General features: G+C 63.0%; 15 protein-coding genes. 9 read left to right on the top strand and 6 right to left on the bottom strand.

Annotated features, from left to right (window positions below; genetic code table 11):
• Positions 1-89 precede the first annotated feature (89 nt).
• The gene (gene pucL, locus CQ020_RS10630) at positions 90-1,004 is read right to left on the bottom strand and encodes a factor-independent urate hydroxylase (RefSeq protein ID WP_181151842.1); all 915 of its coding nucleotides are present in this window, start codon (positions 1,002-1,004) and stop codon (positions 90-92) included.
• Positions 1,005-1,374: 370 nt separating this feature from the next.
• On the opposite strand from pucL, the gene CQ020_RS24145 reads away from it, so the two are divergent.
• Positions 1,375-1,551, top strand: coding sequence for a hypothetical protein (locus tag CQ020_RS24145; RefSeq protein WP_014922716.1), 177 nt, complete (start codon positions 1,375-1,377; stop codon positions 1,549-1,551).
• 227 nt (positions 1,552-1,778) lie between these two features.
• Here CQ020_RS24145 and CQ020_RS10625 read toward each other — a convergent pair whose 3' ends face one another.
• Entirely contained in the window at positions 1,779-2,717 is a 939-nt protein-coding gene (locus CQ020_RS10625; protein WP_105691817.1) for a type IV toxin-antitoxin system AbiEi family antitoxin domain-containing protein, read from the bottom strand.
• A gap of 500 nt (positions 2,718-3,217) precedes the next feature.
• On the opposite strand from CQ020_RS10625, the gene CQ020_RS24140 reads away from it, so the two are divergent.
• On the top strand, positions 3,218-3,811 hold the full coding sequence (locus CQ020_RS24140; RefSeq protein ID WP_181151841.1) for a hypothetical protein: 594 nt from the start codon (positions 3,218-3,220) through the stop codon (positions 3,809-3,811).
• A complete protein-coding gene (locus tag CQ020_RS10615; protein ID WP_105691816.1) occupies positions 3,735-4,784 on the top strand; it encodes a hypothetical protein in 1,050 nt (349 codons plus the stop codon). The genes CQ020_RS24140 and CQ020_RS10615 overlap by 77 nt, the downstream gene beginning before the upstream one ends.
• 120 nt (positions 4,785-4,904) lie before the next feature.
• Here the strand turns inward: CQ020_RS10615 and CQ020_RS10610 are convergent, their stop codons facing one another.
• Positions 4,905-6,251, bottom strand: a complete 1,347-nt coding sequence (locus CQ020_RS10610) for an 8-oxoguanine deaminase (protein ID WP_105691815.1) — start codon at positions 6,249-6,251, stop codon at positions 4,905-4,907.
• A 412-nt stretch (positions 6,252-6,663) separates the two neighbouring features.
• On the opposite strand from CQ020_RS10610, the gene CQ020_RS10605 reads away from it, so the two are divergent.
• From CQ020_RS10605 to CQ020_RS10585, 5 genes are all read left to right on the top strand, one after another.
• Positions 6,664-7,158, top strand: a complete 495-nt coding sequence (locus CQ020_RS10605) for a nucleoside deaminase (protein ID WP_024818021.1) — start codon at positions 6,664-6,666, stop codon at positions 7,156-7,158.
• Positions 7,159-7,164: 6 nt separating this feature from the next.
• Complete coding sequence (locus tag CQ020_RS10600; protein WP_105691814.1) at positions 7,165-8,718, top strand: NCS2 family permease; 1,554 nt, start codon at positions 7,165-7,167, stop codon at positions 8,716-8,718.
• 347 nt (positions 8,719-9,065) lie between these two features.
• Positions 9,066-10,325, top strand: a complete 1,260-nt coding sequence (locus CQ020_RS10595) for an XdhC family protein (protein WP_105691813.1) — start codon at positions 9,066-9,068, stop codon at positions 10,323-10,325.
• A complete protein-coding gene (locus tag CQ020_RS10590) occupies positions 10,316-11,254 on the top strand; it encodes a xanthine dehydrogenase family protein subunit M (RefSeq protein ID WP_105691812.1) in 939 nt (312 codons plus the stop codon). The genes CQ020_RS10595 and CQ020_RS10590 overlap by 10 nt, the downstream gene beginning before the upstream one ends.
• Positions 11,244-14,051 (top strand): molybdopterin-dependent oxidoreductase, encoded by a 2,808-nt coding sequence (locus tag CQ020_RS10585; protein WP_105691811.1) that lies wholly within the window; start codon positions 11,244-11,246, stop codon positions 14,049-14,051. Before CQ020_RS10590 ends, CQ020_RS10585 begins: the two co-directional genes overlap by 11 nt.
• Before the next feature lie 61 nt (positions 14,052-14,112).
• On the opposite strand, the gene CQ020_RS10580 is transcribed toward CQ020_RS10585, so the two are convergent.
• On the bottom strand, positions 14,113-14,580 hold the full coding sequence (locus CQ020_RS10580) for a GNAT family N-acetyltransferase (RefSeq protein WP_105691810.1): 468 nt from the start codon (positions 14,578-14,580) through the stop codon (positions 14,113-14,115).
• Between the two features lie 20 nt (positions 14,581-14,600).
• The gene (gene nboR, locus CQ020_RS10575; protein WP_105691809.1) at positions 14,601-15,239 is read right to left on the bottom strand and encodes a nicotine blue oxidoreductase; all 639 of its coding nucleotides are present in this window, start codon (positions 15,237-15,239) and stop codon (positions 14,601-14,603) included.
• Positions 15,240-15,400: 161 nt separating this feature from the next.
• Between nboR and CQ020_RS10570 the strand changes: the two genes are divergently transcribed.
• Entirely contained in the window at positions 15,401-15,592 is a 192-nt protein-coding gene (locus CQ020_RS10570) for a DUF1508 domain-containing protein (protein ID WP_024818015.1), read from the top strand.
• Positions 15,593-15,677: 85 nt separating this feature from the next.
• Here the strand turns inward: CQ020_RS10570 and CQ020_RS10565 are convergent.
• The coding region (locus CQ020_RS10565; RefSeq protein ID WP_146116699.1) for a hypothetical protein at positions 15,678-15,872 on the bottom strand (195 nt) is incomplete at its 5' end.

Here is a 15,872-nt window from a genome sequence, read left to right as displayed (position 1 = left end):
GTGTGCAGGTCCGGCCTTTACGGGGCGCCGTTTGGGGGGACCTGCACACAAATCCTTGAGATGGTGCGGTTTTACTGCTTTGGTGCGGTCTAGCAGAAGCCGGCGATGCCGCTCCAGGCAACGGGTGCAGCATCGATGTTCTCGCGCTGAACGGTTGCTTCGATGAGGCCGTACGGGCGATCCGCGGCGAAGAAGACCTCGTTGGGGTTGTCCAGGCCGAACGGGCTCAGGTCAACCAGGAAGTGGTGCTTGTTGGGCATGGAGAACTTGATCTCGTCCACTTCGCTGTGTGCTTCCAGGACCTTCTTGCCCATGTCGAACAGCGTCTGCTGCAGGGCGTGGGAGTAGTTCTCGGTGAAGCCTTCAAGCAGGAGTGCCTTGATGTCCTCGTAGCTCTTGTTGAAGTCCGTGCCGGCGAAGTCCGTGTTGGTGTTGTAGCGCCAGCGGGCGGATACATCGGTGGCCAGAATGCGGTCCGTGGTTTCCGGCAGGGTGGTGTACTTGTCCCGCGGGTAACCAACAAAACCGGACTGCGTGGTCTTCAGGACGGTCAGGTCCTTGAGACCGGAAATAAGGTGCGTGGTTGCGCCATCGCGGACGACGACGGCGGTGCGCACCTCTTGTCCGTTGCGGACGAAGCTGTGGTCGTGTCCCTCGCCGTGGGCCTGGATACGATCCCAGCTGTAGGCCTCGGCTTCCCAGCGTCCGCCGGTAACCCAGTCGAAGCCGCCGGTGAAGTGGTCTGCGAGGCGCAGCAGGAAGGACTCGGGGGAACCGACGCCTTCACGGGCAAAGGCGTAAACCGTGTTCTTCTGGGTGTCGGTGGCAACGACGTGGCCGTTGTCGCCTTGGAGGTGGGCCGCCTGGAAGTCGCCCCGCAGCTGCGAGGTGACGTTCAAGTCTTCGATGTGGTGGCGGTCGGTATCCCGGGTGACCTTGACGACGCGGACTTCTGCTTTGCCGTACTGGTTTTCGCCGAGGACGATGTTGTTGCTCATGGTCATATCCCAACTTCTGTGAGGTGGAACCTAGGTTCCATCAATGAAATTAAGCGCGTGTTTCCACTGCGTTTCTGGTGGAGCCGACCCAACAAAAAAGAGCCAGCATCCATGGATGCCAGCTCATTACGACCCTGCCTGCTGCTCTCAGGTTACGTGACCTACGCCACGAACTCATTCGAGAGTAGCGCACTATTTCGTCTTGTGTATATGGGTTCCCAAGGATCGTTATGAACCATCCAAATGTGACCGGGGCGACTCTCTTTGCTCTGACGAGGGTCTTGACGCTGCGTTTCTGAGCTGCCTACACTTTCCACATAACAATAAAAGTTTTCCGAAGTGCGGAAACTGCTTGTATGAGAAAGAGGAGGAACAGATGGACTCGAAGGATACGAACAACGTCGTGGAATTCCCGGCGCCGGGTCAGGAGCTGTACCTGCCCTTCGGTGCAACAGATCCCGACTTCTACATTCCGGCCGACTGTGACCGCAAAGCCGGCGGGTTCTCCCGTTGGCTGCGCGCGCTCCCGGTGTTCGGCCGGCAGCGCCCCTAGGATCTTTCCTGCATTCAGGGGGTGCGGACTCTGCGCAACAGAGCCAAATGAGGCGGGCGACACCTGGGGAGGTGTCGTCCGCCTTTCCGCTGCCACGCGCCGTTTCTGTCTGCCCACTCTGCGCGCGGCTCGTGGTTTGCCCGGCTCATGGTTTGCCCGTTCCGGGGGCTCCCTGCGTGGCATGCCGTGCGCACGGCACTGTTGGCAGCGAACCCCCGTATTGGGCACTAGCTCGTCCCGCGCAGAACCCTCAGCACGCTCGTTTTGAACTCTTGTTCCCGGAATAAGTGCTGCCACTTGATTCGAATGAACGTCCATCCGAGCTCGCTCAAAGCCTTTTCGCGCAGCCGTTCCTGGTAAATCACCTCGTCGGTGGGGGCGTAATCGAAGTACTTCACCCTTCCGTCAAACTCCAGAGCCACCTTTTTCTTCCTCCAGGCAAAGTCCAACCGATGGCGGCCTTCCGCTGACGTGACCTCCACCTGCGGTTCGGGCAGGTCTATCTGCAGCCGCTGGAGCAACTCGCGGGTGAGGGTTTCCCCGGGTGACTCTGACCTGGCATCCGCATTCTCCAGGGCCCGGCGAAGGGTCAGGACGCCGTTGCATCCGGCTAGCGACGCACACATCTCCTGCAGCTTGGCGGCATCGGCACCCTTTCTGAGTGCGTGGTCCATGAGCACCAAGGCTTGTTTGTAGCTCAGTATCCGGCAGCAGTCCACCACGGTCTGCTCCAAAGTGGTGCAGGGCATGCCTTGCATGAAAGCCACGCCGCCCTTCAGTGCCAGCGGGCGGGTGTGTGGAACAACGTCCCCGCCATGAGATGTGGATGATGTGGTGGTTTCCGTAGTGATGTGGACTTTGTCATCCACGTTCCACAGGAACAAGCCGTGGAGGCGCGCGGCCGAGGTGTGACTGTAAACAGAGCTGCCGGCCGACGTCGTGAGCGTTCCGTGTGCGTGCGCGGCAACGAGCTGCAGACTGCGGATCCACGGCTTTTGGGCTGTCCACGTGCTGCCGCGGATATAGCACCCGCGGCGTAGCCGAACTAGTTCTCCGGAGCGGACCAGCAAGGAAATCCGTCGGTCGTTGATCCCCAGTTCGTGCAGCTCGTTGGTCCGCCACAGGTCCATTTCCGCGGGAAGCTGGTTATTGATGCTCTTCGTCATGAGTCAAGACTCGAATGAAGCGGAGGGCTGGCACAGGGGTGAGTTGGCCTATGTGGAGAACTAGCTTCGATGGTTCCCTGCGTGCCGTGCCGTGCGCCCGGCATCCTGAGCAGGGAACCATCGAAGTGGCGTGATGTGATCCACGTAACAATCGGCAGGTTGCTGAGGGCTTCACGTAAGCTGGGCTGACGGTCGCCCTCATGGGTCCTGATGGCCGTGGCGGCCCCGACTGACGGGTTGCGCTTGCTCGCTCGATGGCGCCGGGCAGTATGTCCGCACGCGTCGTACCGCAGCATGTCGAGTAAAAAATGATGCTCGTCATCGAGCTGTGCCGGGACTTGTGCCCCGGCTGTTATCCCTGCCTTCGCAGGTGACAAAACGTCGGGAGTGGGAGTCCGGCGCCGCAGCAGCGAAAGTCTGGCTGCTATCCCAAAAGGAACACACGTCATGAAACTCAAGGTCTCAATGCTTGGGGCGGTGATCGCGTTGACCCTCGCAGGGTGCACGACGCCGACGCCGACGCCGTCCACAACCGCCACGGCACCATCGCCGAGCGCGACAACCGCCAACCCGTCTCCAACGCCTACCCGCTCTGCCACGGCTACCCCGACAGTCACGACGACGCCGACGCCCACGCGTACTGCGACGGCTACGCCTTCAGTGACGCCGACTCGTATCGCCACGGCGACCCAAACACCGACGCCGACGCGTACTGCGACGGCTACGCCGACTGTCACGCCGACGCCGACTCGCACCGCCACGGCGACCCCGACGCCGACTCGCACCGCCACGGCGACCCCAACACCGACGCAGACCCCAACGCCCACTCCGACGCCGACTCGCACCGCAACGGCAACCCCAACTCCCACCCCAACAGTCACCCCGACCCCCTCACCCACCTCGCCTCCGCCCTCTGGCAGCCTCACGAACTTGGCCCGGGTACCTTGGGATGGCGGGCCGGCGTACTGGTCGAAGTTCCCGGGTGCAGCGAAACTGAACAACCCCAACCTGTTCCCCGTGAGCGTCTTCTTCGGGAAGCCGGAGCATGCTGCCCAGTTGAAGGACATCGGCGTGAATGTCTACCAGGAGGCTGAACACGATGGCTCCACGTTGACGTCCATCACCAACACCGGCATGCTCGTCATCGCGGGCCAGGAATGGACCCGCGCCGAAGTGGGTACCAACACCGGGGTTGTCGGCTGGGCTACGTACGACGAGTGCGATATGGGCCTCAGCTGTTCCGGGAGCAATACCCAGGAGCATTTGCAGCAGATGAAGAACCTTGTGGCGAAGATTCGCGCCTACGGTGATGGCCGGCCCATCAATGCCAACTACGGCAAGGGCATCCTGGGGACATGGTGGGCCAGCGGGACCATGGACGACTTCCTGTCCGCAGTGGACTTCTCCTCTGCTGACAACTACGCCTACACCAGTCCGCCTGTGGGCGATGCGATCAAGGCTTCCCCTGCCTGGCCTGCGGGAGCGAACCCGGCCGCGAGTGCAGCGTACGGGTGGCAGATTGACCGGATGCGTTCATACCAGGCAACCCCTGGGGCGAAGCCGAATTGGGTGTTCGTCGAATCGGCGCGACCTTATTTGACTGAGTCGAACGCCAGGACCATCACCCCTGAGCAGATGGAAGGTGCCATGTGGTCGGGCATCATTCACGAGGCCCGCGGTATCAGCATCTTCCAGCACAACAACGATCCGGCGTACGGTAACTACTCGCTGGTGAACATCCCGGCTGACCGCAAGGCGAAGATCAAGGCTGCGCTGACAGGCATTCAGGCGTTGGCCCCTGTCCTCAACACCCAAAGCTATGTGTGGAACGCAGGAGCTGCAGGTACGGACACCATGCTCAAGGCCAAGGACGGCAGCGCTTACCTCTTCGCGGGCATCGGACTGAACGGTGCCACGGGCTCAAAGACGTTCACGCTTCCTGCGGGAATCACTGGGACCCAGGTGGAGGTGGTGGGCGAAGGCCGTACCCTCCAGCTATCAGGCGGCAAGTTCACGGATTCGTTCGCGAATGAGTACACGCATCACGTTTACAAGATCACGATCTAACTGAGCGGGCGATCTAACTAAACCGACCCGTTCCGGGGGTTCCCTGCGAAAAGTGCCGTGCGCACGGCATCTCGCGCAGGGAACCCCCGAACCGGAGCCCAGCCAAACCCGCAAACAGAGCTACCCCGCAACCAACTTCCGCGCCGCCGCCGAGTGCTCAGCGATGAGCCCCGCAACGTCCAGCCCGGGAATCGCGCCGTCAACCACGCGCCAAACACCACCCACCATTACCCGGTCAGCGCGGTCGGCGCCGCAGAGCAGCAATGCGGCTACGGGATCGTGGCTGCCGGAGAACCGCAGCTCGTCGGGCTTGAACAAGGCCAGGTCCGCCTGAAGTCCAGGAGCCAACTGGCCGATGTCAGAGCGCCCCAAAACGGCGGCGGAGCCACGGGTGGCCCATCCCAGTGCACGTTCCACGGGCACGGATGCGCCATACCGCAAGCGCTGCAAGTACAAGGCCTGCCGTGCTTCGAGGATCATGTTGGAGGCATCGTTCGACGCCGATCCGTCCACTCCCAGCCCCACGGGGACGCCTGCTGCCTCAAGTTCCAGGACGCGCGCGGTGCCGGATGCAAGCCGCATGTTGGAAGTGGGGCAATGTGCGACGGCGGTGCCGGCGGCTCCCAGCCTGGCGATCTCCTCGTCGTTGAAGTGGATGCCGTGTCCAAGCCAGGTACGTGAACCCAACCAGCCCACGGATTCCAGGTAGTCCACGGTCCGCAGTCCAAACATGGATTTGCAGAAGTCTTCCTCATCGATCGTCTCGGCAAGGTGCGTGTGCAGCCGGACATCGAACCGCTCAGCCATCGCCGCTGCTTCGGCCATGATTTCCTTGGTTACTGAGAACGGCGAGCATGGGGCAAGGGCGATCTGCACAACAGCCCCATCACCGGTCTCGTGATACTGACGAATGAGCCGTTCGCTGTCCGCAAGGATCGCCTCGGGTGACTGGACCGTGGTCCTGGGCGGCAGCCCGCCGTCGTCCTCGCCCAGCGTCATGGAGCCGCGGGTCAAGGTGGCCCGCATTCCCATGGCCCGTACTGCGGCCACCTCAATGTCGATTGCATCTTCCATGCCGTCGGGGAACAGGTAGTGGTGGTCGGCCGCGGTGGTGCAGCCGGAAAGCAGCAGCTCAGCCAGTGCAACCTGCACGGCAAGCTCGAGGCTTCGAGGAGTCAACCGGGCCCACACCGGGTACAGGTTCTGCAGCCAGGGGAACAGGGGAGCGTTGGCCACGGGCCCCCACGCGCGGGTGAGGGTTTGGTAGAAGTGGTGGTGCGTGTTGATCAGACCGGGGAGAACCACGTGGGCGGAGGCGTCGAAGACGGTACATGGCACAGAAGGCTGCCCGCCCGAAGGCACCAGCTCAAGGATGGTGCCGGACTCGGAAACCACCAGGCCGCCGCCGGCGTCGAGGTCGTTTGCGGTGAAGATACCCAGCGGGTTCTTGATCCAAAGTGGGGTCATGACAGGTTCCTTGTCTGGTCGGCGTGTACGCGTTCCAGCTCAGTTAGGCCCTGTCTGCTGATCCAGGTTGCCGGACCGTCAGAACGCGGCCCAGTCCAAAAAGCGTAGAATGCTCGACGGCGGCCGTCAACGCCCGCGGGCGGGTTCCGGTCACATTCGGGCACCAGAATCTCAGCGCAAGTAATTTCGCATGACGAAATTAAGTTTTCAAAAAACTATGGCGCGGCTCACAAACCTGGTGTTACGCTCTAACTGCCAAAGGCGGGCACCCGGACCTCGGGAAGCTATCTACCAGGCGCAACTTAACCTTCATCGCACATGCTGAAGCCTGGTAACCAAGCTAACTGGAGCTCATCTCTGTAGCGCCCCCAAACAGGTCACCTGGCTTCCTCAGCACTAAGGAAGTCGCAACATGAGTACAACCGTCACGGCCGAGCAATTCCTGGCCACATCCATTGAGCTGGCAACAGCCAATGTCCTTAACAGTGGAGGCCCCTTCGGCGCCGTCATTGTCAGCGCGGACGGACGAGCCTTCGAAGGCGTCAACCGCGTCACCGCAACGAACGATCCCACCGCACACGCAGAAGTCACGGCCATCCGTAATGCCTGCCGCGAACTCGGAACCTTCGATCTCAGCGGAGCAACCCTCTACACCAGCTGCGAGCCATGCCCCATGTGTCTGGCTTCCGCTCTCTGGGCACGCGTGGACCGCGTGTTCTTTGCCGCAGACCGTCACGACGCCGCATCCGTCGGCTTCGACGACGCCGTCTTCTACGAATACTTCGAGAACGACAACCGGGACGCGCTGATGCCGGTAGCCAAGCTGGAACTGGGCGACCCCCAGGCTCCGGAGGCCCTCCAGCCGTTCAACACCTGGAACACGCTTGATTCCAGGATTGACTACTAGGGCCCGGTGGCTGACATGACAATCCTGGACAATTCAGCTGAGAAGCAGGCTGCACTCTTTCCCCAGGGAGACGGCGCAGAGCCCACAGCTGCTAAGCACACGGCAACCGGCAACAGTAAGCCGCCGGTGTCGAACTCCTTTCTGGACAAGTTCTTCCAGATCTCCAAACGTGGCTCAACGTTGGCCCGTGAATTCCGCGGCGGTTTGGTCACCTTCTTCACCATGGCGTACATCGTCATCCTCAACCCGCTCATCCTGGGTGGTTTCTCGGCAGAAAACGCCCCTGTTGACGTTGCCGGAGGGTGGCTCTCCGCTGCGCAGGTAGGCGCCGTCACCGGCCTGACCGCCGGCGTCATGACCATCATTTTTGGTCTCGTCGCCAACCTGCCGTTCGGCCTGGCAGCAGGCTTGGGCATCAACTCCTTCCTCGCCGTTGCGGTCATTCAGGAAGTCACCTGGCCCGAAGCCATGGGCCTGGTGGTCATCAACGGCATCCTGATAGTCCTCTTCGGCGCCACCGGCGCCCGGACGGCGATCTTCAAAGCAGTCCCCAAGGAGCTCAAGGCCGCCATCACCGTTGGCATCGGCCTGTTCATCGCCTTCATCGGCTTCGTGGACTCCGGATTCGTTCGCGCAACAACGGGCGGCCCACCGGTCCAGCTCGGGGATAACGGCTCCATCACGTCCATCCCCACCCTCGTCTTCATCATCGGGTTGCTGACCATGGGCATCCTCGTGGCACGCAAGATCCAAGGCGGCCTGCTGATCGGCATCGTCGCCACCACTGTCCTCGCCGCTGTTGCCGAGGCCGTGTTCCACATCGGTCCCGGCACTGCGGACAACCCCGGCGGCTGGCACCTCAACGTACCCATCCTGTCCAGCCAGCTGGTCTCCGTACCGGACCTGAGCCTGGTGGGCCAGTTCGATCTCTTCGGCTCCTTCGCCAGGATCGGCGGATTGGCGGCCACCATGTTGGTCTTCACCTTGGTGTTCACCAACTTCTTCGATGCCATGGGCACCATGACGGGCCTGGCCAAGAGCGCAGGCGTGGCACACAAGGACGGCACGTTCCCCAAGCTGAAGTCGGCCTTCATTGTTGAAGGCATGGGCGCAGTGGTGGGCGGCGCAACGTCCGGTTCGTCCAACACCGTGTACATCGACTCGGCGGCGGGCATCGGCGAAGGCGCACGCACCGGCCTGGCCTCGGTGGTCACCGGCCTGCTGTTCCTGGGCTCCATGTTCTTCACACCGCTCACCTCGGTTGTGCCGTTGGAAGTAGCAGCAGCAGCCCTGGTGGTAGTGGGTGCCATGATGATGGCGCAGATCCGGGAGATCAAGTTCACCAAGTTCTCCATCGCCCTCCCGGCCTTCCTGACAATCGTCACCATGCCGCTGACGTACTCCATCGCCAACGGCATCGGCGTCGGGTTCATCTCCTTCGCCGTCATCAGCGCGGCGTCGGGCAAAGCCAAGAAAGTCCACCCGCTCATGTGGGTGGTCACGGCAGGCTTCATCATCTACTTCGCCCGCGGTCCCATCAACACCCTGATGGGCGTCTAGCCCGGAGCCGCACCCCGCGCCGGCGGGCACCATTCCGGCACTTCGATCGGCGGTCCGCCGGTACCCACCGCACGAATAGGCGTCCGCCGTCGTCGTCCTTCCCGAACTTTACGGACTGGAAAAGGCACGACGGCGGGCGGCGGCTGGTTACCGCGCGCTCCGTCAGGGAACGGGGGCAGGGAGATGAAGCCCTTGCCCCCGTTCCTATGAACTCTTACTGACTGAACTCTTACTGATTAACCGCGACTACCCCTCAACATCCTCTGGAAATGAGAATATGGGGCAAGATCGCGCACTGCTCCGGCCGGGCCACCTGGCCGGGACACCTGGAATAAGGATGTGTTGCCATGCTGGATCTGATGCCTTCACTGGGCAGCTGGCGGCCTGCGGTCTCCGGCCAATTGTGTGCTGTGGCCACGATCGTAGGGACCGGCGGCTCCGTGCCGCGGCCCCTGGGGACCTCCATGATGGTCTCCGAAGACGGCGAAATCCTGGGCAGCTTGTCCGGAGGTTGCGTGGAAGGCGCCGTGGTGGAGGCGGCTTTGGAAGCAATGCGCGACGGCGGCTCTCGCCTTGAGTCGTTCGGCTACAGCTCCGAGGACGCGTTCGCCGTCGGGCTCACCTGTGGAGGGGAACTGGAAGTCCACATCCAACCACTCAGGGCTGGATCTGCCGAACTTTCCGTGCTTGCTGAAACTCAGCGCCCTGCGGCCCTGATCCGCCGGCTCGATGCCCAGGGCGGAGTCATGGTGGTCAACGATCCCGTCCGGTTCCGCGCCATGGAATCCGAGGAACTCGCCAAATTACTAGGCGACCACCCCTCCACACTTTTTGCCGCCGCTGCCCAGCTGGAGCCACTGCTCCAAGGCGGCCGCGCCGGCCTGGTCCGCCTGGCACCGCCGGAGGGATGCATCGACGGCTGGATGACCACCGAAAGGCTGGCTATGCCTCCACAGGAAGAAGCCCAGCCGGAGCCCATCACGCTGTTTGTCGAAAGCCGTTTGCCGGCAGCCCGGATGTTGATCTTCGGTGCCAACGACTTTAGTGCAGCCCTACTGCCTGCCGGGCAGCTCCTCGGCTACAACGTCACCCTCTGCGACGCCCGGCCTGCCTTCTCCACGCAGAGCCGCTTTGCAGGAGCAGAGCAAGTGGTCACCGACTGGCCGCACCGCTACCTCGAATCGGAGGCAGCGGCAGGACGCATCGACGCCCGAACGGTGGTGTGCATCCTGACGCACGACCCCAAGTTCGATGTCCCCTTGCTCGAAAGCGCCCTCCGTTTGAGGCTGGCATATGTTGGGGCGATGGGCTCGCGGCGCAGCCACCGCCAACGGATCGATGCGTTGCTTGAAGCAGGCACACCGCTGGAGTCCCTGGAACGGCTGCATTCGCCCATCGGCCTGAACCTTGGCGCCGTGACTCCCGCCGAAGTCGCCGTGTCCATCACGGCAGAAATCATCGCCAACCGCGGTGCCGCCGGACCAGCCAGCACACCCGGTTTCCCTTCCCTCAGGGACAGCACCGGCCCGATTCACCCGGCCCCGATTCACCCAGCCCCGATTCAGGCGGCTACCCAACACCTCACTCAGGAGGACCCATGGACATGAACACCATCGAGGCCGTGGTCCCCACCACGGACCCGGCACAGTGGCGCGAAGGCGATGCCTGGCTCGCCGGAGGCACTGTCCTTTTCTCCTACGGCAGCACCGTCCTGAAGCGGCTCCTTGACCTCGGCCAAGCGGAATGGCCTGCCATCAGTGTCACGGATGCGGGCATCGAACTTGCCGCAACCTGTACCGTCGCTGAGCTTTACGCCCTGCCACTCTCCGCGGAAGCAGGACACCGTGAATGGCCTGGATTGGCCCTGATACGCCCGTGCTGCGACTCGTTCGTGGCCTCGTTCAAGATCTGGAACATGTCCACTGTGGGCGGCAACATTTGCACCGGCCTCCCGGCAGGACCCATGACCTCACTGTGCGCAGGCCTTGATGGCCTGGCCACCATCCTCAGCCCGGACGGCAGCAGCCGCAACGTTCCGGTGGCCGACGTCGTCACAGGGGATATGCAGACTGTCCTGGCACCGGGGGAACTGCTCCGCAGTATCCATTTGCCAGCCAGCGCGCTCTCGGCAAGGGTGGCTTTCCGGCGCTTGTCGCTCAGCAACCTTGGTCGCTCCGGCGTGCTGTTGATCGGCCGGCTCGACCCCGACGGCGGCCTGGTCATCACCGTCACCGCCTCCACTCAGCGGCCCGTGCAACTGAGGTTCCCCGCCGGGCAGGTTCCCGACGCCGGGACGCTGGCTGACGCCGTCGGCGATTCCATTCCCTGGCCGCTTTACCACGACGACATCCACGGGCTCCCAGCTTGGCGACGTGACATGACGTTCAAGCTTGCCGAGGAGATCAGGGCCGAGCTGCTGGGCGAGTCCATGAGCGTGTCCGGCGATTTTTGGCCCCCGCACAACACCTCGCCCCAGCCGTCCACCCAGCCAGCCACATCAAGCACCCAGCAGAAGGAGGCCCGCAATGGCAATTGAGATCAATGGTTCTGCCTCGCAGGCCACACCCCGCCCCGGAAAATGCCTCCGCACCTTCCTCCGCGAGGAGGGCAACTTCGGCGTTAAAAAGGGCTGCGACGGCGGTGACTGCGGTGCCTGCACCGTGCACGTCGACGGCACACCAGTCCACAGCTGCATCTACCCGGCAGTCCGCGCCGAGGGCAAAGCGGTCACCACCATTGAGGGTTTGTCCAAGGACGGCGAACTGCACCCTGTGCAGGAACAGTTCCTGGAGGCCCAGGGGTTCCAGTGCGGATTCTGCACCGCCGGCATGATGATGACGGCTGCAACGTTCGACGACGAGCAACGCGCCAACCTGCCCCGTAACCTCAAGGGCAATCTGTGCCGCTGCACAGGCTACCGCTCCATCGCCGACGCGGTTTGCGGCCACGGTAGCGATCACCAGCACGACGCCGGAGCTGACGTTTCGGGGGGCCAGCCACCAGCCGCTGTTCCCGCCACGCCCGGACAACTCGGCGACGACGTTCCCGCACCCGCCGGCCACGCCGTGGTCACCGGGACCGCGCGTTACGCCCTTGATGTCCCGGCTGAGCAGCTTCCGGGCCTTCTGCACATGAAGCTCCTGCGTTCGCCACATCCGCATGCCCGCATCGTGTCCATTGACAAGGCCCCGGCACTTGCGGTTCCCGGCGTCGTGGCGGTCTTCACCCATGAGGATGCTCCGCAGATGCTCTTCTCCTCGGCCCAACACGAGAATTACACTGACGACCCGGATGACACCCGTGTGTTGGATAACGTGGTGCGGTTCATCGGGCAGCGGGTTGCCGCGGTGGTGGCCGATTCCGTGGGCGCGGCTGAGGCCGGTGCCCGGGCGTTGGAGGTGCAGTACCAGCTTCTTGAGCCGGTGTTTACGCCGCAGGAGGCCATCCTCCCCGGAGCCCCGGCGATTCACGGTGAGAAGGACGGGGAAGCGTCCCGTATTTCCCGGCCGCATCACAACGTGGTGGCCGAAGTCCATGCCGAACTGGGCAGCGTTGCTGACGGCTTCGCGGCCTCGGACTTCATCCACGAACACACGTACCAAACCCAACGTGTGCAGCACGTGGCCATGGAAACGCACGCGTCCACTGCCTGGCTGGATGAGGATGGCCGCTTGCTGATCCGTTCCTCCACGCAGGTTCCTTTCCTGGTGAAGAGGACGCTGAGCAGGGTGTTCAACCTGGCGCCGGAGACCATCCGTGTGGTGGCCGGCCGGGTCGGCGGCGGATTCGGTGGGAAGCAGGAAGTTCTCACCGAGGACCTGGTGGCCCTTGCGGCACTGGCTCTCCGCAGGCCCGTGCAGCTGGAGTTCACCCGCACGGAACAGTTCACCGCAACCACCACCCGGCACCCGTTCACCATCAAGCTCAAGGCCGGTGCCAGCCGCGATGGTTCGCTCACTGCATTGCAGTTGAACGTTCTCACCAACACGGGGGCTTACGGAAACCACGCTCCCGGTGTGATGTTCCACGGTTGCGGCGAATCCCTGGCTGTCTACAAATGCGTGAACAAGAAGGTTGACGCCCACGCCGTCTACACCAACACCGTCCCCGCTGGCGCTTTCCGTGGCTATGGACTGAGCCAGATGATCTTCGCGATCGAGTCGGCCATTGACGAGCTGGCCATAGGGATCGGCATGGATCCCCTCGAGTTCCGGCTCAAGAACATGGTCCGGCCCGGGGATCACATGCTCTCCACCACCCCCGAGCCCGAAGAAGACGTCCACTACGGAAGTTACGGACTGGACCAGTGTGTTTCCTTGGTCCGGGATGCCCTGGATCGGGGCAAGGAACGCTACCGGGCCGCAGGGCTGGATGATCTCGGGCCGGACTGGGTGGTGGGGGAGGGCTCAGCCCTGTCCATGATCGACACCGTCCCGCCGCGCGGGCACTTCGCCCACACCCGGGTGAGCCTGGAAGCGGACGGAAGGTTCGCCGTCGACGTCGGTACTGCCGAATTCGGGAACGGCACCACCACCGTCCACGCGCAGCTGGCTGCCACCGCCTTGGCTACTACGGCGTCCAAGGTGACCGTGCGGCAGTCCGATACCGATCTTCTGGAGCACGATACCGGTGCGTTCGGTTCGGCCGGAACCGTGGTGGCGGGCAAGGCGACCCTCGGAGCGGCGTTGGAACTGGCCACCCGGATCCAGACGGTTGCCGCTTCGCTGACCGGAGCGGCCTTGACGGATTGCCGTCTGGTGGATGGTGCCGTTGAATGCGGTGATCGGGTGTTGTCTCTGACGGAAATCGTCGACGCCGCCCGGTTGCAAGGCGTTCGACTCGCCACGGACGGCAACTGGGGAGGGACGCCGCGATCGGTCGCGTTCAACGTCCATGGCTTCAGGGTTGCTGTTAATACGGGAACCGGTGAGCTGCGGATCCTGCAAAGTGTCCAGGCCGCCGACGCCGGTGTTGTGGTGAATCCGCGGCAGTGCCGTGGCCAGATCGAGGGCGGTATTGCGCAGGCGCTCGGCGCGGTGCTGTACGAGGAAGTGAAAGTGGACGACGCCGGACGCGTCACCACGGACATCCTGCGGCAGTACCACATACCGTCGTTCGCGGACGTGCCCAGGAGCGAGGTGTACTTCGCTACCACCAACGACTCCACCGGCCCTCTGGGGGCAAAGTCGATGAGTGAGAGCCCGTTCAACCCTGTGGCTCCCGCCTTGGCCAACGCCATCCGCAACGCAACTGGCATCCGCTTCGGCGAGCTGCCCATTGCGCGGGACAAGATCTACCTGGCCCTCCGCGACCGCACCCTCATCCCCAACTAGGTCGCAGTTCAGGTCGTTCCCAGCGCTGGGAACGACCTCAACTGCGACTTACATGGGAGGGCTACTTGGGGGAGATGGCGAGCTCCATGAACACGCTGTTCGGGTCCAGGGTGTAATCCCCGAACGGCGGGCACTCCGTGAATCCGTGCCGGGCATACAGCCGGCGGGCCGGAGCGAAATAGTCCTCGGTTCCCGTTTCCAGGCTCACGCGCTCGTAGCCCAGCCGGGCAGCTTCGGCCACAATGTGCTCCAGCATCAGCGTGGCCACACCACGTCCGCGTGCATTGGCGGTGGTGCGCATGGACTTGATCTCGGCACTCCCGGCGGACAGCAACTTCAACGCCCCACAACCCAGCAGAACCCCGTCCTCGCGGGCAGTCCAGAATGTGATCGATTCGTGCGATAACGCCGAGTGGTCCAGAGCATGAACGCTCTCTGCGGGGGAGGTGGCAAACATGTCGGCCAGGTGCTCACTGAGGAGCTGGTGGACATCAGGGCACGCGGGATCGTCAGTTGCGATGCGGATCATGCCCCTAAATTTACCCTTCGCTAGCCGTCCAAAAGGTGCAGTTTGTCCTTCGTGTCCAGGTCCTCGCCGGAGCAGAGATCACTGCAGTCCACCAGGTCCACTAGGCCGGGGTGAGCTTTGAGGAATGATCGCGCGCCCGTGTCGCCATGAGCGGCTGCGGCCGCTTCGGATCGGAGTCCGACGTCGAAAATCACCGGGTGCCTGCGTTTCAGGTGACCGGACTCATCAGGGTAGGCGGCTGCGGTGACCCGGCCGGGACGGTGGCTGCCCAGCAGCCTGCTCACCGCCGTCGGGGTTAATCCGGGCTGGTCCACCAGCGCCACCATGATGCTGTTGCCTGCCGTGGCCGCGTCAATGCCGGCGCGGAAGGAACCGGCCATTCCTTTGGCCCAGTTCTGGTTTTCCACCACCACATGTGTTCCTAAGTCGGTGTTTCGCCGTACGTGGTCGGCCTCAGCGCCGAGCACCACCACAACTTCGCGGCAGCCGCCGTCGAACAGTGTGTCGGCGAGAACTTCCACCAAGGTCCTGCCTCGGAAGGGTAGCAGCGCCTTGGGGCCGCGACCCAGGCGCGTTCCGGCGCCCGCAGCGAGCAGCACGCCCGTGGTGGGGGCCGTGCCGGTGTCAGTCATATCCTCACCATACGCGCGGGGGTCCATACGGTCTCTAGCTCCTGGGGTTCTTTCCAAGAGATCTACCAATATCGGTTGTAGATTACCGAGCAGTAGGCCTTTTGGTGGTCTGAAATGGCCGATATTGTCTTTGAAGGAGTTATGAAGTCAGCTCGGATACGCAACGTCGCGTGAAAGAACAGGGGAAAATGGCTGGCAGTTTTGAAATTCTCAAGGCAGGAACCAACTCATTCCGGTTCCGGCTGACCGCGGAGGATGGAACGGTTGTGGCAGTGTCGCCACAGTTCCCGAGTCTGAAAGCTGTAGTGGCGGGTATCAACGCGGTTCGCGAGAACGCGGCAACCGGCTTCGTCGTCGATAGAAGGAATCTGGGCACCTGAGTCCGGTCCACCAAAACCCGATCAACAACAATTGGCGGCAGTGTTCTTCATGAACACTGCCGCCAATTGTTGTTATGCGGGCTGTTTAGGCGTCGCCGCCTGCTCCGCCAGTGGTGCCGGCGTTGACGTCCAGCAGTTTGTAGCGGTCAATGGCGTACGACGGCGCGCCCTCCTCTACCTCGCCCCTCGCCGCCAGCAACTGCAGGGTTTTGGCGACGATGGAGTGGGTGTCGTTTTTGAAGTAGCGGCGTGCGGCTTGGCGGGTGTCGGAGAAGCCGAA

The sequence above is a fragment of the Arthrobacter sp. MYb23 genome (assembly GCF_002979775.1).
Lineage (GTDB): Bacteria > Actinomycetota > Actinomycetes > Actinomycetales > Micrococcaceae > Arthrobacter.
This window is presented reverse-complemented; position numbering and strand designations above follow the sequence as displayed.